This is a genomic window from Pseudomonas sessilinigenes (assembly GCF_003850565.1).
Lineage (GTDB): Bacteria > Pseudomonadota > Gammaproteobacteria > Pseudomonadales > Pseudomonadaceae > Aquipseudomonas > Aquipseudomonas sessilinigenes.
Map to the genome: position 1 here is coordinate 4,407,698 of NZ_CP027706.1, position 17,631 is coordinate 4,425,328.

The following is a 17,631-nucleotide window of genomic DNA, read 5'->3' on the forward strand; positions in this document are numbered from 1 at the left end:
CTACAGGGCGTGCCGTACCAGCTTGTTGCGCAGGGCCTGGGCGTCCTGGGGGGGCAGTTCCAGCCAGAAGTGCTGGGTTCCGGCGATCTCGGCAGCGGCCGGCAGGCCATCGCGGTACACCAGGCGGTTGCCGCTCAAGGCCGGGACCTTGGGGCCCGGCAGCAGGGTCCCGGCCAGGTTCAGCGGGTCCACGCCGCACACCGCTACCAGGCTGCCATCGTGGGGGCGGTGGCGTACTTGGCGCAGCACTGGAATGGCCTCTGGCAGGGCGAACTGTTCGCCGGCCAGGCCACTGACGAAACGCCCGCCGCGGATTTCTCCCCGGGCCTCCAGGCGATGCAGGGTGCGCAGCAGTTCGCGCCAGGTGGGCAGCCAATCGGCCTCGCGCTCCAGCAGGCGCCAGAACACCACGCCGTAGCGCCGCAACAGGGTCATGGCCACATGCTCGAGGGTGATCGCCGGGTCCTGGTTCGATGAGCGGCGTAGCAGCGCCCAGCGCCCGGCATCGTCCATGCCGCCGATCAAGGCTCCACGGCCACGCCGGCCGCTGCGGCTCTGGCGTTTGCTCGCGGGCGTGATCAAGGCCCGCAGGCCGGCGAAGCTATCGGCGTTGACCAGGCCTGCGCCCACCAGCTCCTGCAGCACGTTTTCCAGTTCACTGCGCAACAAGTGGCTTTCATGCAGCAGTTCATCGAAGAACAGCGCGCCCTGCTGGCCGAGCACGTCGTGAACCTTTTGTGCCTTGGCCGACAGCGTGGCGCCGGTGGGGTTGGCCAGGCTGTTCCAGAGAGGCGCCTGGGCCCGGGGCAGGAGCACGATCGGCGTGCTGCGCAAGGCCGCACTGGCAGGCTTGCCACTGGCGTTGATCCGGCTCCAGGCCACTTTGCCGTTGCGACACAGCTCATCCAGCCAACGGCTGCTGTAGTCCTTCAGGCGCATGGGCAGCAGGTCGCTGTCCCAGGCCGAGGCAGCGGCCGGATAGCCTTCGAGCTGGCCGACCACTTCGGCCAGCATGGCGCTGCCCTGGCCCTGGGTGTGCGGGGACAGGCGTTGCCAGTCGAACAGAAACCGCATGAAGTCTTGCAGGGCCACGGGCTCGATCTCCCGGCGCAGGCGCTTCACCGTATAGCGGTGGATCCTCGCCAGCAGGTGCCGCTCGCACCATTGTTCCTGGCGACTGCCGGGGTTGAAGCGACCGCGCAGCACATAGCCTTCAGTCTCGAGCTGGACCAGGGCCTGGCTGATTTCCCCGGCTGCCAGGCCCAGGGGCGTGGCGATCTGCTCCAGGGTCAGTGGGGCGAAGCCACTGAGCCGCGCGCGGACCACCTCCACCAGCGCGTCTTGCGCGTCCCAGGCCTGGTCGAAACCCGCTAGCGGTTGCAGTGACGGTTGCACAGGGAGCCCTGGATAGACCGCTTGCAGGCAGTTGATGCGCTCCAGGGCCAGCCATAGCCTGTGCTCGGGGTCCGGTTGCAGGGCGCAGGCGCGGCCCTGGCTGGCCAGGCTTTCCAGCCACTGGCTCCAACCGGGGTTGGCCTGGACCTCGGTGGCGCTGATGCAACCCAGGCTCATCAGGGCTTCGTGCATTTCATCGGCACTGCCTGGTGTCGGCCAGGCCTCGGCGGCCACGGCCTTGATCGCGTCGGCATCCAGGGCGCCGAGGTCGTCGCTGGCTTGTGGATCGCTCCAGCGCCGCGCCAGCACAGCCTGGGTCCGGCGTTCTTCCAGAGGGGCGTCGTCGAGAAAGGTATAGGGCTTGGCGTTGAGAATCTCGGCCGCCAGCGGCGAAGGAGCAGGCAGTTCGCGGCTGAGCAGGCGGACCTGGCCCTGTTCCATGCGACGCAGGAGTCCGAGCCAGCCTTCACAGTCCATGGCCTGGTGCAGGCAGTCGTCCAGGGTTTGCTCCACCAGCGGATGGTCGGGAATCTGTCGTTCGCCGGCGAGGTTTTCCAGGCAGGCGATCTGGTCGGGAAACACGCTGGCGATCAGGTCTTCGCTTTTCATCCGCTGGATCTGCGGCGCCACCTTGCGTCCGCCGCTGAAGCGCGGCAGGGCCAGGGCTACACCGGCATTCCAGCGCCAGCGCACGCCGAACAGCGGGGCATCCAGGAGTGCCTGGACCAGGATGTGCTCGGCGCTATTGCTGTGCAAATAGCGCCAGACCTCGTCCAGGGCGAAGCTGTGGCTGGTGGACAGCGACAGGACAATCGCGTCTTCGCTGGCGGCCGCTTGCAGTTCGAAATTGAAGGTGCGGCAGAAGCGCTTGCGCAGGGCCAGGCCCCAGGCGCGGTTGATCCGGCTGCCGAAGGGGCTGTGGATCACCAGCTGGGTACCGCCGGACTCATCGAAGAACCGCTCCATGATCAAGGTGTCCTGGGAGGGCAGGGCGCCCAGGGCCTGGCGCGCCTGGGCCAGGTAATCCACCAGTTGCTCGGCGCTGGCAGGGTCCAGCCCAGGTTCGCCGCGTAGCCAGTCGATGGCTCCCTGCAACTGGCCTGGGGTCGCGTCGAGCAGGGCGTCCAGCTTGGCCAGCAGGCGCGCCACGGCACTGGACAGTTCGGCGCTGCGCCCTGGTGCCTCGCCCAGCCAGAATGGGATGTTCGGTGGCAGCCCATGGGCGTCCTCGACCCGCACCTTGCCGGATTCCACCCGCAGGATGCGATAGGAGGTATTGCCCAGCTGGAACACATCGCCGGCACTGCTTTCTACCGCGAAGTCCTCGTTGACGCTGCCGATGTTCAGGCCCTGGGGTTCGAGCAAGACGCTGTAGTCGGCATTGTCGGGGATGGTCCCGCCGCTGGTGACGGCGGTCAGCCTGGCGCCTCGACGGCCCCGCAGGGTCCGGGCCCGGGCATCGCGATGCAAGTAGGCGCTGCGCAGGCCCTGGCGGGCATTGAAGCCTTCGGCGAGCATCCGCAGCAGCGCCTGGTAGTGCTGCGCGTCCAGGTCGGCGTAGGGCGTGGCTCGGCGCAGCATGTCCAGCAGGGCGGCTTCCGGCCATTCCTGGCAACTGACCTCGGCGACGATTTGCTGGGCCAGTACGTCCAGCGGCGCCCGGGGGATCGACAGGCTGTCCAGTTCTGCCCGGCGCACGCAATCGAGCAGGGCGGTGCATTCGACCAGGTCGTCCCGGGTCAGGGCGAACAGGCGGCCCTTGGGCGTGCCGCCTACCTGGTGCCCGGAGCGCCCGACCCGTTGCAGGAACGCCGAAATCGAGCCCGGCGAACCGATCTGGCACACCAGGTCGACATCGCCGATGTCGATGCCCAGTTCCAGGGAGGCCGTGGCGACCAACACTTGCAGGTCTCCAGACTTGAGCCGTTGCTCGGCTTCCAGGCGCTGTTCCTTGGCCAGGCTACCGTGGTGCGCGGCTACCGCCTGCTTGCCCAGGCGCTCGCTCAGGTGTCGGGCCAGGCGTTCGGCCAGGCGCCGGGTGTTGACGAAGATCAAGGTGGTGCGATGTGCCCGGGCCAGGCTGCACAGGCGCTCGTAGACCAGCTCCCAGACATCGTTGGCCATTACCGCCGATAGCGGCACCGGTGGTACTTCGATCGCCAGGTCCCGGGGACGGGCATGGCCGATATCGACGATTTCGCAGGGTCGCCCCTGGCCGGCGAGAAAGCGCGAGACTGCCTCGATGGGTTTTTGCGTGGCAGACAGGCCAATGCGCAACAAGGGTTCGCTACAGAGCGCCTGCAAGCGCTCCAGACTCAGGGCCAGATGGCTGCCGCGCTTGCTGTCGGCCAGCGCGTGGATCTCATCGACGATCACGGTGCGAGTAGTGGCCAGCATCTGTCGTCCGGAGTCCGAGCCCAGCAGGACATAGAGGGATTCGGGGGTCGTGACGAGGATCTGCGGAGCCTTCTTGCGCATCGCGCTGCGCTCTTTCTGCGGGGTGTCGCCGGTGCGTACGGCAGTGCGAATGGCCAGTTGTGGCAGGTCCATCAGGCGCAGTTGTTCGGTGATCCCGGCCAGGGGCGCTTGCAGGTTGACCTGGATATCGTTGCTCAGGGCCTTGAGCGGCGAGACGTAGACCACCAGGGTGGCATCCGGCAGTTGGCCGCCCGCGTCCAGGCCTTGGCGCACCAGCTCGTCGATGACCGCGAGAAAGGCGGTCAGGGTCTTGCCCGAGCCGGTCGGTGCGGCGATCAGGGTCGAGCGCCGTTGGGCGATCAGCGGCCAGGCCTGGGCCTGGGCCGTGGTCACGGCGGCGAAAGTATGCTGGAACCAGGCACGCACGGCCGGGTGAAAACCGTCCAGTGCCAGGTTCGCGGATTCGGCAAGGTTCATGGCAGAAGTTATGCGGCCGTCCAGGGCAACTTGCAAGCGGCGGCTATCGCCGTTGGGAGGCATCGACACATTCTCAGTGACGGTTGCGCCACAAACCCGCAAAATGCAACGATTCTGGCAATTCTTGACGGCCGATCCCCTAAGATCGGCCAATCCAAACCATCGTTCTGAACAGACTGGGCCTGCTGACTCTATGCGAATGCGCCTTATGTTACTGGGCGGCGGAAATGCCCTTGGGCAGGCGCTGATTCGCCTGGGTGCGGAGGAAGACATCAACTTCCTCGCGCCTCGTCCCCCGCAAGACGGTTGGGACGCCGCGAGTCTCACGCAACTGCTCGATGACACCCGCCCGGATGCCTTGATCAACCTGGCTTACTACTTCGACTGGTTTCAGGCGGAGGCCGTGAGCGAGGAGCGCCTGGGCGGCCAGGAACGGGCGGTCGAACGGCTGGCCGAGCTTTGCCAGCATCACAACATCATCCTTGTGCAGCCTTCCAGCTACCGGGTATTCGATGGTTCCCGGGCCACGGCCTATAGCGAGAAGGACGAGCCCGTACCCCTGGGGTTGCACGGCCAGGCCTTGTGGCGCATCGAGCAAAGCGTGCGCGCCACCTGCCCGCAGCATGTACTGCTGCGTTTCGGCTGGCTGCTGGATGACAGTGCCGAGGGTATCCTCGGGCGTTTCCTGGCCCTGGCCGAGTCGCCGCAGGCGTTGCCCATGGCCGATGACCGCCGGGGCAATCCGACGCCGGTGGACGACGCTGCGAGGGTGATCATTTCGGTGCTCAAGCAACTCGACTGCGCTGCGCCTCTGTGGGGCACCTACCACTACGCGGGCCAGGAAGCGACCACGCCCCTGGCCTTGGGCCAGGCGGTGCTCAGCGAGGCACGGCAATTGCGTCCGCTGGCTGTGGAGGCGCCCACCGCGCAGGCCCACGCCGCGTTCGCCGATGCTGCCGAAGAGCCGCAGCATGCGGTGCTGGCCTGCAAGAAGATTCTTCACACTTTCGGAATCAAGCCGCGGGCCTGGCGTGCCGCGCTCCCGAGTTTACTGGATAGGTTCTATCGTCATGGCTGATGGCCTTGTATTGATCACCGGCGGTGCCGGCTTCATTGGTTCGCACCTGACCGACGCCCTGTTGGCCAAGGGTTATCGGGTGCGGGTGCTGGACGACTTGTCCACTGGCAAACCAAGCAACTTGCCGCTGGATAACCCGCGGGTTGAACTGATCGAAGGCGATGTCGCCGATGCGGCCCTGGTGAACCGGGCCATGCAGGGCTGCAGTGCGGTGGCCCACCTGGCTGCCGTGGCTTCGGTACAGGCTTCGGTGGACGATCCGGTACAGACTCACCAGAGCAACTTCATCGGCACCCTGAATGTGTGCGAGGCCATGCGCCAGCATGGTGTGAAACGGGTGTTGTTCGCTTCCAGCGCGGCGGTCTATGGCAACAATGGCGAAGGCCAGTCCATCGATGAAGACACGCCCAAGGCACCGTTGACGCCTTATGCTTCGGACAAGCTGGCCAGTGAGCACTACTTCGACTTCTACCGGCGCCAACACGGCCTGGAGCCTGCGGTCTTCCGTTTCTTCAATATCTTTGGCCCGCGCCAGGACCCATCGTCGCCGTATTCCGGGGTGATCAGCATCTTCAGCGAACGGGCCGAGCAGGGCCTGCCGATCACCGTGTTCGGCGATGGCGAGCAGACCCGGGACTTTGTCTATGTGGGTGACCTGGTGGATGTACTGGTGCAGGCCATCGAGGCTCCGCGGCTGGAAGTGGGGGCCGTCAACGTCGGCTTGAACCAGGCGCTGAGCCTCAAGCAGATGCTCGCGGCCCTGGCCGAGGTCGTGGGTGAGCTGCCCCCGATCAGCTACGGTCCGGCCCGCTCCGGCGATATTCGGCATTCGCGAGCCAACAACCAACGGTTGCTACAGCGCTTTACCTTTGCCGAGCCCACTCCGATGAAGGTCGGCCTGGCCCGCTTGCTCGGGCGCTGAGGTTTTTCGCAGTCATGAAAAAGGCGCCTGCAAAGGCGCCTTTTTTGTGTCTGGCGGGCTTAGAACTTGTAGCCCAGGCCCACCATGTAGACCCAAGGGTCGACATCGACGTTGACTTTGGCACGAGTGCCGGCGGCCAGGGCATTGTTATCCACATAGGCCCGGGTATCGATATCGATGTAGCGCACCTGGGCGTTGAGCATGATGTTGTCGGTCAGCATGTAGTCGGCACCGACCTGCCAGGCCAGGCCCCAGGAGTTCTTGGCGCGGAAGTTGTCGAAGCCTGCGGATTGGGCACGGCTGCCGACGTGTTCGTCATAGATCCAGGTGTAGTTGATACCGGCACCGACATAAGGCTGGAACGCCGACTTGTGGTCCAGTGGGTAGTACACCACGCTCAAGGTAGGTGGCAGGTGCTTGAGGGTACCGAGCTTGCCGTTGGCCGGGGCCAGGGAAGTGTCCTTGATTTTCACGTCATGTTCGAACGGAGTCGCGGCCAGCAGTTCGATACCGATGTTGTTGGTCACCATGTAGGCGAAGTTGAGACCCAGCTGGGTGTCGCTGCTCATGGTCGCCTTGCCGCCCAGGTTGGCACCGGCCAGGGGACCGCTGTCGACCTTGACGTCGGAACTGTTGGCTTTTGGATTGACGGTGATCGCACCGGCACGAACGATGATGTCACCAGCATCGTGGGCGTTGGCAATCGGGGCGGCGAGTGCGAGCGCAATCAGGGAAGCGCTAAGCAGTGACTTGTGCATGGGAGCTCCAAAGGACGATTCAAATTGGCTATGTCCAATGGTAAGGACCGTCAAGTTGATCGCCTTGACTCAGCTCAATGAAATTGCGAACCCCCAGCCAGCGCCTGAACTATTCTTTTGCCCCGCACTCTTTTGCCGTTCGCCCTTGACGCCGTTGTAGTCACTCCGGAAGTTCGTAGACGTAGATTTTCTGTGCCGCCATCTGGTAACCGGCATCCGCCAGTTCACTGGTGGAGGGTTTGACCTGCATGGCGCCTTCGATCCAGTAAGGCTGGTACAGCTCATCGAGCTTGACCCCCAGTTCGCTGGTGACGTGGACGATCTGGTTCGACGGGGGCGGTGGTACATGGATGCAGGCACCGAAGTACGGCACCAGCAGGAAGTCCGTGGTGCGGCCTTCTTCGTTCACCTCCAGGGGCACGATGTAGCCGGGCAGGCGCACTGACTGGCCATCGAGGCTCTTGACCACCGGGGCGTCGGGCAACTCCTGCTTGGCGGCGGGCGCCGACTCGGCAGACAGCGCATCGCTCATCTGGGACAGGTCATGCAGGGGCTTCATGTTCGGTACTTCCGGCGGGGCGTCGGCCGGGATCATTTCCACCCAGGTCAGGTCCCGCGGGGCGCCTGCCCATAGCAGTGGGCTGACCAGCAAGGACAGGGCAAGCAGCAGGCCCGACAGGCGTTGGTTCTTCATCAATCGGTGCTCACAAACGAATCGACAGGCCATCGGCCAGGGATTGCCGGTAGGCGCGCCATGCCGGCACGCAACCCATCAGCAGCGCGGCGATCAGGATAGCGCCCAGTAGCGTCCACTCATACTGGGTCGGCCACGAGAGCGGCAGGTACAGGCCGTAGTTCGACTGCACGTAGCCCTGGGCAAGGGCGATGCCCAGGTAGAGCAAGCCCAGCCCGGCCAGCACGCCTGCCAGCGCCAGGGCAAAGGCTTCCAGTACCAGCAGGGTCGCGATATGCCAGGGGCGGGCGCCCACCGAGCGCAGGATGGCCATTTCCCGACGGCGTTCGTTGAGGCTGGTGAGGATCGCCGTGAGCATGCCGATCAGGCCCGTGAGAACCACGAACAGCGAGACCACGAACAAGGCCTTCTCGGCGGTCCCCATCAGGCTCCAGAGTTCCTGCAGGGCCACGCCGGGGAGAATCGCCAGCATGGGTTCGCCACGAAACTCATTGATCTCGCGTTGCAGGGCGAAGGTCGAGATCTTGCTGTTCAGGCCAAGCATGAACGCGGTGATGGCCTGGGGCGTGAGGTCCATGTTACGAGCCTGGTCGGCACTGATGCGTCCTTCGCCGCGAGCGGGCACGCCGTTGTGCCAGTCGATGTGGATGGCCTCCATGCCGCCCAGGCTGATGTGCAGGGTACGGTCCACGGGGGTGCCGGTGCGCTTGAGGATGCCCACGACGGTAAAGGGCTTGTCATCGTGCTTGACCAGGCTGATGGCCGCTACGCCATGGGCCAGTACCAGCTGGTCCCCCAGCTTGTAGTGCAGCGCCTCGGCGACTTCGGCTCCCAGCACCACCTCGAATGGATCGCTGGCGAAGGCCCGGCCCACCGCCAGTTGCAGGTTCTGCTGGTGGCCGTACTGGTAGTGCTGGAAGTAGGCTTCGGTGGTCCCCATGACCCGATAGCCGCGATGGGAATCGCCCAGGGAAATCGGGATTGCCCATTTCACCTTCGGGTTGCTGGCGAAGTGCTCGAAGCTGTCCCAGCGGATGTTGTTGGTGGCGTTGCCGATACGAAACACCGAGTACAGCAGCAGGTTCACCGAGCCCGAGCGGGCGCCGACGATCAGGTCGGTACCGCTGATGGTACTGGCGAAGCTGGCCCGGGCTTCGGTGCGCACCCGTTCTACCGCCAGCAGCAAGCAGACTGAAAGGGCGATGGCGAAGGCCGTGAGGAATGCGGTGAAACGGCGGTTAGCCAGGCTGGCCATGGCTAGGCGGAACAGATACATCTCAGACCTCGGCGGGCTTGGCGGCGCGATTGAGTTCGGCCAGCGACAGGTTGCGATCGAACAGGGGAGCCAGGCTCTGGTCGTGGCTGACGAACAGCAGGCTGGCGCCGGCCTCGCGGCATTCGGTGAACAGCAACTGGATGAAGGCCTCGCGGGCGTCATGGTCCAGTGCCGAGGTGGGTTCGTCGGCGATCACCAGTTCTGGCTGGCCGATCAATGCCCGGGCCGCCGCGACCCGTTGCTGCTGGCCGATGGACAACGAATCGGCGCGGCGGCCGAGCAGGCCAGGATCGCTCAGGCCCAGGTGGGCCAGCAGGGTGGCTGCGGCCTGGTCGACACTGCCGTGGCGCTGCACGGCGCGGCTGGCCCGCAGCTTGGAGAAGTGGCAGGGCAACTCGACGTTCTCGCGCACCGAAAGGAAGGGCAGCAGATTGAATTGTTGGAAGATGTAGCCGGTGTGATCGACACGAAAGCGGTCGCGGGCGCCGGCGGACAGTTCGGTCAACTCCTGGCCCAGCAGGCGAATGCTGCCCCGGCTGGGTTTCTGCACGCCACCGAGCAGGCCCAGCAAGGTGGTCTTGCCGCTCCCGCTGGGGCCCTTGAGAAACAGCGTTTCGCCGACCTCCAGGGCAAAGGCCGGGATATCCAGCAGTGGTGGATGCCCGGGCCAGTTGAAGCCCAGGTCGGACAGTTCGATGAGTGCTTGGGTCATGTTCAGCCGATCAGCAAGTGGATATCGCCGGGAGTGGCGCTCAGAACTTCAGCGTAGCGGCCTTGGCGGTAGCTTCGACCCCCTGCTGGCCGCTTGGCGAAATCAGTTGTACCTGGATTTTCTGGGTGGCGGGGAAGGTCTTGAAGACCTGTGCCAGGTCGAGGTCCTTCAGGGCTCCCGGCTGGGTGCAGGTGAACTGGTAATGGGCGTGGATCTCACTGTGTTCATGGTGATGAGCGTGGCCGTCGTTGGTTTCTTCGTGCTCGTCATCATCATGATCGGCGGCGGGCTGGTCGCCGAACAACGGGCTTTCCAGCTCCTGCTTGGCCACACTGCAACTGGCTGCGGAGGGCAGGTTGAACAGGGCCAGCGGTTGTTCCAGTTGCTTGCGAGCGGCGGCCACCTTGGCCTTGTCGGCGTCGGTGCTCGGGGCGTGTTCGAAACCCACCAGGTTCATCGCCGGGCTTTCCAGTTCCAGCTCCAGGGCTTGGCCGTCGAGTACTGCGTTCAAGCGAGCCACGCCATGTTCGTGGGTTCCGAGGCTGCCGTGTTCATGCTCGTGTTCATGGGCTTGCGCGGCCTGGGCAGCGACCAGTGGCAACAGGGCGAACGGCAAGGCGAGTAGCAGGCGGCGCATGGCGAGTCTCCGAGGCGAAGATGAAATAAATGTTATGTAATCTTATAACGATATTGCCGGCAGAGTTTGACTGCCCGCTTGGCGTTGCGCAAGACGCGTGGGAGCATGCTCGTCAGAAAATTTTGGGAGCACAGCGATGGTGCGGATTCACGGAAGCATCGGCGACTGGCCGGTGGATTTGACCCTGGAGCTGGACGAGGACGACTGGGCGCGACTGGCCGGGCAGTTGGGAGGGCAATTGCAGGCCGGCGGTGCGGCCCAACCGGTGGCCACTGGCATGGCCAGCAAGCCTGCGAGCCAGGATGACACCCTGTGGCAGACCGCCAAGGACCTGCTGTGCCAGGCCGGCCAGATGAGCGGGCCGGAGTTGTTGGAGCAACTGGAGGGGCTGACTGGCAGCGCGGCGGCAGGCAAGCGTTTGCTGGTACGCCTGCGCCACTGTGCCCAGGTGAAGGTGATCAGCGGCGCGGATACCCCGATCTACCATTGGGTACCCTAAGGGTATGGATTACCGGGCCGGCCAGGCCTTTCAGCTGGCCGGTCGGCCCCGGCAGGATCAATACAGCGCGGCGAACAGCTTGCGCCGGTAGGTGGTCACCAGCGGGTGATCGTTGCCCAGCAGGTCGAAGACTTGCAGCAAGGTCTTGTGGGCAATGCCTTCGCTGTAGCTGCGGTTACGCATGAACAGCTTGAGCAGGGCTTCCAGGGCGGCCTCGTACTGTTGGCGGGCCAGTTGCTGGATGGCCAGTTGGTAGGCCGCTTCGTCGTCTTGAGGGTCCTTGGCCAGGCGTGCCTTGAGGTCGGCGGCATCCGGCAGGCTTGCGGCCTGCTTGAGGAAGGTGATCTGCGCCTTGGCCCCGGCCAGGGCGGCCTTGTGCTCATCGCTCTTGACCGCATCGAGCACGGTCTGGGCTTCGCCCAGCTCCCCGCGCTCGGCCAGGCAGCGGGCGTAGAGGATCAGGGCCTTGGCATTGCTGTTGTCTTCGCTCAACAGTGCCTTGAGCAGGGCTTCGGCGTCGCCGATACGGCCCTCGCTGAACAGGATCTCGGCCTGTTCTAGCGGATCGGCCGCCGCCGGTGGGGGCATCTGCACATGAGGCTCGAGCATGGCCCGGACCGCCGATTCGGGCTGGGCACCGGCAAAACCATCCACTGGCTGGCCATCCTTGAACAGCACCACGGTGGGCAGGCTGCGGATGCCGAAGCGGGCGACGATGTCCTGCTCGATGTCGCAGTTGACCTTCGCCAGCAGCAGTTCGCCCTGATAGCTCTCGGCGATTTGCTGCAGCATCGGCATCAGCGCTTTGCAGGGCGCACACCACTCGGCCCAGAAGTCCACCAGGACCGGCTTGTGGAAGGAGTTCTCGATCACCGACTGGTCGAAATCAGCGGTATGGGCATCGAAGATGTACGGCGTGTCCTGACTCATTGGGTCTCTCGAATATGCGGTTATGGCGCCACTATAAAGCGTGCTCGGGGGTGATCGCCATCGCTGGCGCGACCGTTGCCCGGGCCAATGGCCGTTGTGCGTGGTACAGGCTCACATTGCGAAATTCCCAGGGCTCGGCCAGGTCCGGCAGGGTCAGGGCATTGAGCATTTCCAGGCGTTGGTACAGCGGATGCTGGAAGTCCCTGACCCGGGAGTCCGCCACCAGGGCCTCACGGCCACGACTGAGGAATTCATCCAGCAGGGGCAGGTTGGCGCGATCGTAGAGCACGTCGGCCACCAGGATCAGGTCGAAGCGATCGGCTTCGTTGAAAAAGTCGGTGCTGTAGCCCAGTACCACCTCATTGAGCTCGGCATTGGCCCGGCAGGCGGCAATGGCCAGGGGGTCGAGATCGCAAGCCACCACTTCCAGCGCGCCAGCCTTGGCCGCGGCGATTGCCGCTACGCCGGAGCCGCTACCGAAGTCCAGCACCCGCTTGCCTTGCACCCAATGCGGGTGGGCCGCCAGGTAGCGGGCCAGGGCCAGGCCGCTGGCCCAGCAGAAGCTCCAGTAGGGCGGTTCGTGAAGGATGCGCCGGGTCTCCTCGGGGGTGAAGGCGCGGTCCATGTTCTGGGCATCGATCAGCCAGAGCCGGAGCTCGGTCTCGGGCAATTCGCAAGCTACCAATCGTGCGTCACCCAGCAGCTCGCCGAGGGCGTCTTGCAGGTCGAGCGGTACGTTCATGGGGCTTTGACGAGCTGCAATTGCCCCAGGGCCTGGGTGGTGGGTTGGTCGATGCGGCGTGCCGGCAGGTGCAGGATCAACTGCCCGGATTGGCTGGCACGGCCACGCAGCTCGACCCTGGCGCCGGCCGGAAAGGCCTCGGGAGCGAAGCGCAGGCGAAATGGCAGGGGTTGGCTGGTGCCGGTGAGGTTGCTACTGGCCAGCAGGCGTTGCGGACGCCCGCGCTCATCGATCACCAGCAGGGCCAGCTCGACATCGGCGCCGGCTGGTACGCCGTCAAGGCTGCCGCTCAACTCGCGCTGATAGGCCGGCAAGGGGCCGAGATCGACAGGTTCCTGGTTCTTTTTCACCGACTGTTGCTGCGAGGAAGTGGGCGCCGCGGGTTTCGGGGCATCGCTGCTGCAAGCGACCAGCAGGCTGACAAGACTGAGCAGAACAAGCGGTCTGAGCGGCATTTGAAGCTCCAACAAGGCAGGTTTCCATGTGCGAAACATAATAGTCGGTCTGTATACCGTAAAGGCTATGGCTTGTCTTGCCAGTGGGATGCGCTACCATGGCCCTCCCTTTTTTTGTTGCCTGCCACCATGCACTGTCCCTTCTGCGGTGCCAACGACACCAAGGTCATCGACTCGCGTCTGGTCGCCGAGGGCGAACAGGTTCGTCGCCGGCGTGAATGCCTGGCCTGTGGTGAACGTTTCACTACTTTCGAAACTGCCGAACTGGTGATGCCGCGTCTGATCAAGACCGATGGCAGCCGCCAGCCCTTCGACGAAGACAAACTACGCGCGGGCATGCAGCGCGCCCTGGAAAAACGCCCGGTGAGCGTCGAGCGCCTGGAAGCGGCGCTGGCCCATATCAAGCACAAGCTGCGTGCCACTGGCGAACGCGAGGTGAAGTCCCTGGTCGTGGGTGAACTGGTGATGGGCGAGCTGCAAAAGCTCGACGAAGTCGCCTACATCCGCTTCGCCTCGGTATACCGGCGCTTCCAGGACCTCGACGAATTCCGCGAAGAGATCGATCGCCTTGCCCGTGAGCCGGCCAAGCAATGAGCCAGCCAGCGGAACAAGCGATCCTCGACGCCCACTACATGGCCCGCGCGCTGGAACTGGCGCGCAAGGGCTTGTACACCACCCATCCCAATCCTCGTGTCGGTTGCATCATCGTGCGCGACGGCGAAGTGGTGGGCGAAGGCTGGCATGTGCGGGCCGGTGAACCTCACGCTGAGGTGCATGCCTTGCGCGCCGCCGGGGAAAAGGCCCGTGGCGCCACCGCCTACGTGACCCTCGAACCCTGCAGCCACCACGGTCGTACCCCGCCTTGTGCCGATGCCCTGGTCGGTGCCGGGGTTGCGCGGGTGGTCGCGGCGATGCAAGACCCCAACCCGCAAGTCGCCGGTCGTGGCATGCGACGCCTGGCCGAGGCCGGCATTGCCGTCCAGAGCGGTGTGCTGGAGAGTGAGGCGCGAGCGATCAACAAGGGCTTCCTCAAGCGCATGGAGCATGGCTTGCCTTATGTGCGAGTCAAGCTGGCCATGAGCCTGGATGGTCGTACTGCCATGGACAGCGGCGAAAGCCAGTGGATCACCGGAGCCGCGGCACGCTCGGCGGTGCAACGCCTGCGGGCCGAGTCCAGCGTGGTCTTGACCGGTGCCGACACGGTGCTGGCAGACGATGCCCGGTTGACTGTACGCGCTGCCGAACTGGGCCTGGACCCCGAGCAGACGGCCTTGGCCATGAGCCGGCCGCCGCTGCGAGTCCTGGTCGATGGTCGCCTGCGAGTGCCGCTGGGGGCTCCGTTCTTCAAGGCCGGGCCCGCCCTGGTAGCCACCTGTGCGGCTGTCGAGGAGCAACATGCCAATGGTCCCGAGTGCCTGAATGTACCTGGCGCCGATGGCCAGGTGGACTTGCGCCGCCTGCTCCAGGAGCTGGCCGCTCGCGGCGTCAACGAGGTGCTGGTGGAAGCCGGCCCGCGCCTGGCTGGAGCGTTCGCCCGGCAAGGGCTGGTGGATGAGTACCAGATCTTCGTCGCTGGCAAGTTCCTGGGGTCCACGGCCCGGCCTTTGCTGGACTGGCCCCTGGCGCGGATGAGCGAGGCGCCATTGCTCAAGATCATCGAAATGCGCGCAGTGGGCGATGACTGGCGAGTCACTGCCATCCCGGCCCCGCCAGCGAGCGTATAATTCCCGACTTTCGCCTATCCGGCGGCCCTGTTCTCGAGGAGGACTCCATGTTCACCGGCATCATCGAATCCATCGGCAGCATTCGCGCATTGAGCCCAAAAGGCGGAGATGTGCGGGTTTATGTAGAAACCGGCAAGCTCGACCTGGCCGACGTCAAGCTGGGCGACAGCATTGCGGTGAACGGCGTCTGCCTGACCGCCGTCGAATTGCCCGGCGATGGTTTCTGGGCCGATGTCAGTCGCGAGACCCTGGATTGCACCGCCTTCAACCAGTTGAAGGCCGGCAGCCGGGTCAACCTGGAGAAGGCCCTGACCCCGACCACTCGCCTGGGCGGCCATCTGGTCAGCGGTCACGTCGATGGTGTCGGCGAGGTCGTGGGCCGGGAAGAGAATGCCCGGGCCATCCAGTTCCGCATCCGTGCTCCCAAGGAGCTGGCCAAGTACATCGCCCATAAAGGCTCGATCACCGTCGACGGCACCAGCCTGACGGTCAACGCGGTGAATGGCGCCGAGTTCGAATTGACCATCGTGCCCCACACGCTGGCGGAAACCATCATGGCCGACTACCGGCCGGGCCGTCAGGTCAACCTCGAGGTCGACCTGCTGGCGCGCTACCTGGAGCGCTTGCTGCTGGGTGACAAGGCCGCCGAGGCCTCGGGCAGCACCATTACCGAAAGCTTCCTGGCCGCTAACGGCTATCTCAAATCCTGAACCTCAAATTTTGAAAGAAGGGGGGTGCCGAGTGGCGCTCAACAGCATCGAAGAACTGGTCGAAGACATCCGCCAAGGCAAGATGGTCATCCTCATGGATGACGAAGACCGCGAGAACGAAGGCGACCTGATCATGGCCGCCGAGTGCTGCACGGCTGCGCACATCAACTTCATGGCCAAGCACGCCCGTGGCCTGATCTGCATGCCCATGAGCCGCGAGCGTTGCGAAATGCTCAAGCTGCCACTGATGTCGCCCCGCAACGGTAGTGGCTTCGGTACCAAGTTCACCGTGTCCATCGAGGCCACCGAAGGCGTGACCACCGGCATCTCCGCTGCCGACCGGGCGCGTACCGTGCAGGCCGCCGCGGCCAAGGACGCCAAGGCCGAGGACATCGTCAGCCCAGGCCATATCTTCCCACTGATGGCACAGCCCGGCGGTACCCTGGCCCGTGCCGGCCACACCGAGGCAGCCTGTGACCTGGCGCGCATGGCGGGCTTCGAGCCCAGTGGCGTGATCTGCGAGGTCATGAACGACGACGGCACCATGTCCCGGCGCACCGAACTCGAGGCGTTTGCCACCGAGCACGGCATCAAGATCGGCACCATCGCCGACCTGATCCACTACCGGATGATCCACGAACGTACCGTTCAGCGGATTGCCGAGCAGCCCCTGGACAGCGAACTGGGCCAGTTCAACCTGGTGACCTATCGTGATTCCGTGGAAGGCGACGTGCACATGGCCCTGACCCTGGGCGAGATCTGTGCCGAGGAGCCGACCCTGGTGCGGGTCCACAACATGGACCCGCTGCGCGACCTGCTGATGGTCAAGCAACCGGGGCGCTGGAGCCTGCGCGCGGCCATGGCTACCGTGGCCGAGGCCGGCAGTGGCGTGGTGCTGTTGCTGGGTCATCCGCTGGATGGCGACGTATTGCTGGCGCACATCCGGGAAACCGCCGAGCACGCGCCTGCGAAGAAGCCGACCACCTACAGCATCGTGGGCGCCGGCTCGCAGATCCTGCGTGACCTGGGCGTGCGCAAGATGCGCCTGATGAGCGCACCGATGAAGTTTAATGCGATATCCGGTTTCGACCTGGAAGTTGTAGAATACGTGCCCTCCGAATAAAAGCCGGCCGCTGCCAGCTTGAAATTCGCGGTTCAAATATCACTCAGGAGCGTGTACTAGACACGCTCCGGCTCTTTAAGAGATTTGTCGAATGACCCTGAAGACCATCGAAGGTACCTTCATCGCCCCTAAAGGCCGCTATGCCCTGGTGGTCGGCCGCTTCAACAGCTTCGTCGTCGAAAGCCTGGTCAGCGGCGCGGTTGACGCCCTGGTTCGCCATGGCGTGAGCGAAAGCGACATCACCATCATCCGCGCTCCCGGCGCCTTCGAGATTCCCCTGGTGACCCAGAAGGTCGCGCAGAAGGGTGAATACGCGGCGATCATCGCCCTGGGCGCGGTCATTCGTGGCGGTACCCCGCACTTCGAATACGTTGCTGGCGAATGCACCAAGGGCCTGGCCCAGGTGTCCATGGAGTTTGGCGTGCCGGTAGCCTTTGGCGTGCTGACCGTCGACTCGATCGAACAAGCCATCGAGCGTTCCGGCACCAAGGCCGGCAACAAAGGGGCTGAAGCTGCCTTGTCCGCCCTGGAAATGGTCAGCCTGCTGGCGCAGTTGGAGGCCAAGTGATTAGCGACGATAGCGATCGTTTCAACCCGCGCGATCCCAAGCCTGCCAGTGCCGGCAAGCCATCCAAGAGCGCCAAGCGTCGCGAAGCCCGTCAGCTCGCGACCCAGGCGCTGTACCAATGGCACATGGCCAAGCATTCGCTGAACGAGATCGAAGCGCAGTTTCGGGTCGACAACGATTTCACCGACATCGACGGCGCCTACTTCCGTGAAATCCTGCACGGGGTCCCGGCCAACAAGAACGAGATCGACAATGCGCTCGTGCCTTGCCTGGACCTGGCCATCGATGAGCTGGACCCGGTAGAACTGGCCGTCCTGCGCCTGTCCACCTGGGAACTGCTCAAGCGTGTCGACGTGCCATACCGCGTGGTGATCAACGAGGGTATCGAACTGGCCAAGGTCTTCGGTTCCACCGATGGCCACAAGTTCGTCAATGGCGTACTCGACAAGCTGGCCCCACGCCTGCGTGCAGCAGAAGTGAAGGCGTTCAAGCGCTGATCCGCGCTTGTAGCTG

General features: G+C 64.5%; 18 protein-coding genes. 9 read left to right on the top strand and 9 right to left on the bottom strand.

Features of this window, described 5'->3' with window-relative positions; all coding sequences use genetic code 11:
- Window positions 1-4,290, bottom strand: a complete 4,290-nt coding sequence (locus C4K39_RS20415) for a DEAD/DEAH box helicase (RefSeq protein WP_124347270.1) — start codon at window positions 4,288-4,290, stop codon at window positions 1-3.
- Window positions 4,291-4,483: 193 nt separating this feature from the next.
- Here C4K39_RS20415 and C4K39_RS20420 point away from each other — a divergent pair, with 193 nt between their 5' ends.
- Window positions 4,484-5,368, top strand: coding sequence for a sugar nucleotide-binding protein (locus C4K39_RS20420; protein WP_068579091.1), 885 nt, complete (start codon window positions 4,484-4,486; stop codon window positions 5,366-5,368).
- A complete protein-coding gene (locus C4K39_RS20425) occupies window positions 5,361-6,290 on the top strand; it encodes an NAD-dependent epimerase/dehydratase family protein (RefSeq protein WP_124347271.1) in 930 nt (309 codons plus the stop codon). Before C4K39_RS20420 ends, C4K39_RS20425 begins: the two co-directional genes overlap by 8 nt.
- A 59-nt stretch (window positions 6,291-6,349) precedes the next feature.
- Here the strand turns inward: C4K39_RS20425 and C4K39_RS20430 are convergent, their stop codons facing one another.
- From C4K39_RS20430 to C4K39_RS20450, 5 genes are all read right to left on the bottom strand, one after another.
- Window positions 6,350-7,048, bottom strand: coding sequence for an OmpW/AlkL family protein (locus C4K39_RS20430; protein ID WP_068579088.1), 699 nt, complete (start codon window positions 7,046-7,048; stop codon window positions 6,350-6,352).
- 160 nt (window positions 7,049-7,208) lie between these two features.
- On the bottom strand, window positions 7,209-7,742 hold the full coding sequence (locus tag C4K39_RS20435; protein WP_068579086.1) for a DUF3299 domain-containing protein: 534 nt from the start codon (window positions 7,740-7,742) through the stop codon (window positions 7,209-7,211).
- A gap of 10 nt (window positions 7,743-7,752) precedes the next feature.
- Window positions 7,753-9,018: an ABC transporter permease gene (locus C4K39_RS20440; protein ID WP_124347272.1), complete on the bottom strand. Its 1,266-nt coding sequence runs from the start codon at window positions 9,016-9,018 to the stop codon at window positions 7,753-7,755.
- 1 nt (window position 9,019) lies between these two features.
- Complete coding sequence (locus C4K39_RS20445) at window positions 9,020-9,730, bottom strand: ABC transporter ATP-binding protein (protein ID WP_068579081.1); 711 nt, start codon at window positions 9,728-9,730, stop codon at window positions 9,020-9,022.
- Between the two features lie 40 nt (window positions 9,731-9,770).
- Entirely contained in the window at window positions 9,771-10,367 is a 597-nt protein-coding gene (locus tag C4K39_RS20450; RefSeq protein ID WP_124347273.1) for a DUF2796 domain-containing protein, read from the bottom strand.
- Window positions 10,368-10,503: 136 nt separating this feature from the next.
- Here C4K39_RS20450 and C4K39_RS20455 point away from each other — a divergent pair, with 136 nt between their 5' ends.
- Window positions 10,504-10,866, top strand: a complete 363-nt coding sequence (locus C4K39_RS20455) for a hypothetical protein (RefSeq protein WP_068579078.1) — start codon at window positions 10,504-10,506, stop codon at window positions 10,864-10,866.
- A gap of 57 nt (window positions 10,867-10,923) precedes the next feature.
- Here the strand turns inward: C4K39_RS20455 and trxA are convergent, their stop codons facing one another.
- Genes trxA through C4K39_RS20470 form a run of 3 tightly spaced genes read right to left on the bottom strand, consistent with a single transcriptional unit; the run spans window position 10,924 to window position 12,993 of the window.
- Window positions 10,924-11,796, bottom strand: coding sequence for a thioredoxin (gene trxA, locus C4K39_RS20460; RefSeq protein WP_068579076.1), 873 nt, complete (start codon window positions 11,794-11,796; stop codon window positions 10,924-10,926).
- Between the two features lie 31 nt (window positions 11,797-11,827).
- Entirely contained in the window at window positions 11,828-12,538 is a 711-nt protein-coding gene (locus C4K39_RS20465; protein WP_124347274.1) for a class I SAM-dependent methyltransferase, read from the bottom strand.
- Window positions 12,535-12,993 carry a YbaY family lipoprotein gene (locus C4K39_RS20470; RefSeq protein WP_068579073.1) on the bottom strand — a complete coding sequence of 153 codons (459 nt, stop codon included), beginning with the start codon at window positions 12,991-12,993 and terminating at the stop codon, window positions 12,535-12,537. The genes C4K39_RS20465 and C4K39_RS20470 overlap by 4 nt, the downstream gene beginning before the upstream one ends.
- Before the next feature lie 129 nt (window positions 12,994-13,122).
- On the opposite strand from C4K39_RS20470, the gene nrdR reads away from it, so the two are divergent.
- From nrdR to nusB, 6 genes are all read left to right on the top strand, one after another.
- Window positions 13,123-13,587: a transcriptional regulator NrdR gene (gene nrdR, locus C4K39_RS20475; protein ID WP_031320603.1), complete on the top strand. Its 465-nt coding sequence runs from the start codon at window positions 13,123-13,125 to the stop codon at window positions 13,585-13,587.
- Window positions 13,584-14,717: a bifunctional diaminohydroxyphosphoribosylaminopyrimidine deaminase/5-amino-6-(5-phosphoribosylamino)uracil reductase RibD gene (ribD, locus tag C4K39_RS20480; RefSeq protein WP_124347275.1), complete on the top strand. Its 1,134-nt coding sequence runs from the start codon at window positions 13,584-13,586 to the stop codon at window positions 14,715-14,717. The genes nrdR and ribD overlap by 4 nt, the downstream gene beginning before the upstream one ends.
- A gap of 47 nt (window positions 14,718-14,764) precedes the next feature.
- Window positions 14,765-15,427: a riboflavin synthase gene (locus C4K39_RS20485; protein ID WP_068579070.1), complete on the top strand. Its 663-nt coding sequence runs from the start codon at window positions 14,765-14,767 to the stop codon at window positions 15,425-15,427.
- A gap of 31 nt (window positions 15,428-15,458) precedes the next feature.
- A complete protein-coding gene (gene ribBA, locus C4K39_RS20490) occupies window positions 15,459-16,550 on the top strand; it encodes a bifunctional 3,4-dihydroxy-2-butanone-4-phosphate synthase/GTP cyclohydrolase II (RefSeq protein ID WP_068579068.1) in 1,092 nt (363 codons plus the stop codon).
- A 91-nt stretch (window positions 16,551-16,641) separates the two neighbouring features.
- On the top strand, window positions 16,642-17,118 hold the full coding sequence (ribH, locus tag C4K39_RS20495; RefSeq protein WP_022641271.1) for a 6,7-dimethyl-8-ribityllumazine synthase: 477 nt from the start codon (window positions 16,642-16,644) through the stop codon (window positions 17,116-17,118).
- Entirely contained in the window at window positions 17,115-17,615 is a 501-nt protein-coding gene (gene nusB, locus C4K39_RS20500; RefSeq protein ID WP_068579066.1) for a transcription antitermination factor NusB, read from the top strand. The genes ribH and nusB overlap by 4 nt, the downstream gene beginning before the upstream one ends.
- The last annotated feature ends 16 nt before the right edge of the window (window positions 17,616-17,631 follow it).

Excerpts from the sequence above, each read along its gene's own strand:
- C4K39_RS20470 (WP_068579073.1), bottom strand. The coding sequence starts at position 12,993 with ATGCCGCTCAGACCGCTTGTTCTGCTCAGTCTTGTCAGCCTGCTGGTC.
- C4K39_RS20415 (WP_124347270.1), bottom strand. The coding sequence starts at position 4,290 with ATGAACCTTGCCGAATCCGCGAACCTGGCACTGGACGGTTTTCACCCG.
- C4K39_RS20435 (WP_068579086.1), bottom strand. The coding sequence starts at position 7,742 with ATGAAGAACCAACGCCTGTCGGGCCTGCTGCTTGCCCTGTCCTTGCTG.
- C4K39_RS20445 (WP_068579081.1), bottom strand. The coding sequence starts at position 9,730 with ATGACCCAAGCACTCATCGAACTGTCCGACCTGGGCTTCAACTGGCCC.
- C4K39_RS20455 (WP_068579078.1), top strand. The coding sequence starts at position 10,504 with ATGGTGCGGATTCACGGAAGCATCGGCGACTGGCCGGTGGATTTGACC.
- C4K39_RS20430 (WP_068579088.1), bottom strand. The coding sequence starts at position 7,048 with ATGCACAAGTCACTGCTTAGCGCTTCCCTGATTGCGCTCGCACTCGCC.
- C4K39_RS20485 (WP_068579070.1), top strand. The coding sequence starts at position 14,765 with ATGTTCACCGGCATCATCGAATCCATCGGCAGCATTCGCGCATTGAGC.
- trxA (WP_068579076.1), bottom strand. The coding sequence starts at position 11,796 with ATGAGTCAGGACACGCCGTACATCTTCGATGCCCATACCGCTGATTTC.
- C4K39_RS20425 (WP_124347271.1), top strand. The coding sequence starts at position 5,361 with ATGGCTGATGGCCTTGTATTGATCACCGGCGGTGCCGGCTTCATTGGT.
- C4K39_RS20465 (WP_124347274.1), bottom strand. The coding sequence starts at position 12,538 with ATGAACGTACCGCTCGACCTGCAAGACGCCCTCGGCGAGCTGCTGGGT.
- C4K39_RS20450 (WP_124347273.1), bottom strand. The coding sequence starts at position 10,367 with ATGCGCCGCCTGCTACTCGCCTTGCCGTTCGCCCTGTTGCCACTGGTC.
- C4K39_RS20420 (WP_068579091.1), top strand. The coding sequence starts at position 4,484 with ATGCGAATGCGCCTTATGTTACTGGGCGGCGGAAATGCCCTTGGGCAG.
- ribH (WP_022641271.1), top strand. The coding sequence starts at position 16,642 with ATGACCCTGAAGACCATCGAAGGTACCTTCATCGCCCCTAAAGGCCGC.
- C4K39_RS20440 (WP_124347272.1), bottom strand. The coding sequence starts at position 9,018 with ATGTATCTGTTCCGCCTAGCCATGGCCAGCCTGGCTAACCGCCGTTTC.
- ribD (WP_124347275.1), top strand. The coding sequence starts at position 13,584 with ATGAGCCAGCCAGCGGAACAAGCGATCCTCGACGCCCACTACATGGCC.
- nrdR (WP_031320603.1), top strand. The coding sequence starts at position 13,123 with ATGCACTGTCCCTTCTGCGGTGCCAACGACACCAAGGTCATCGACTCG.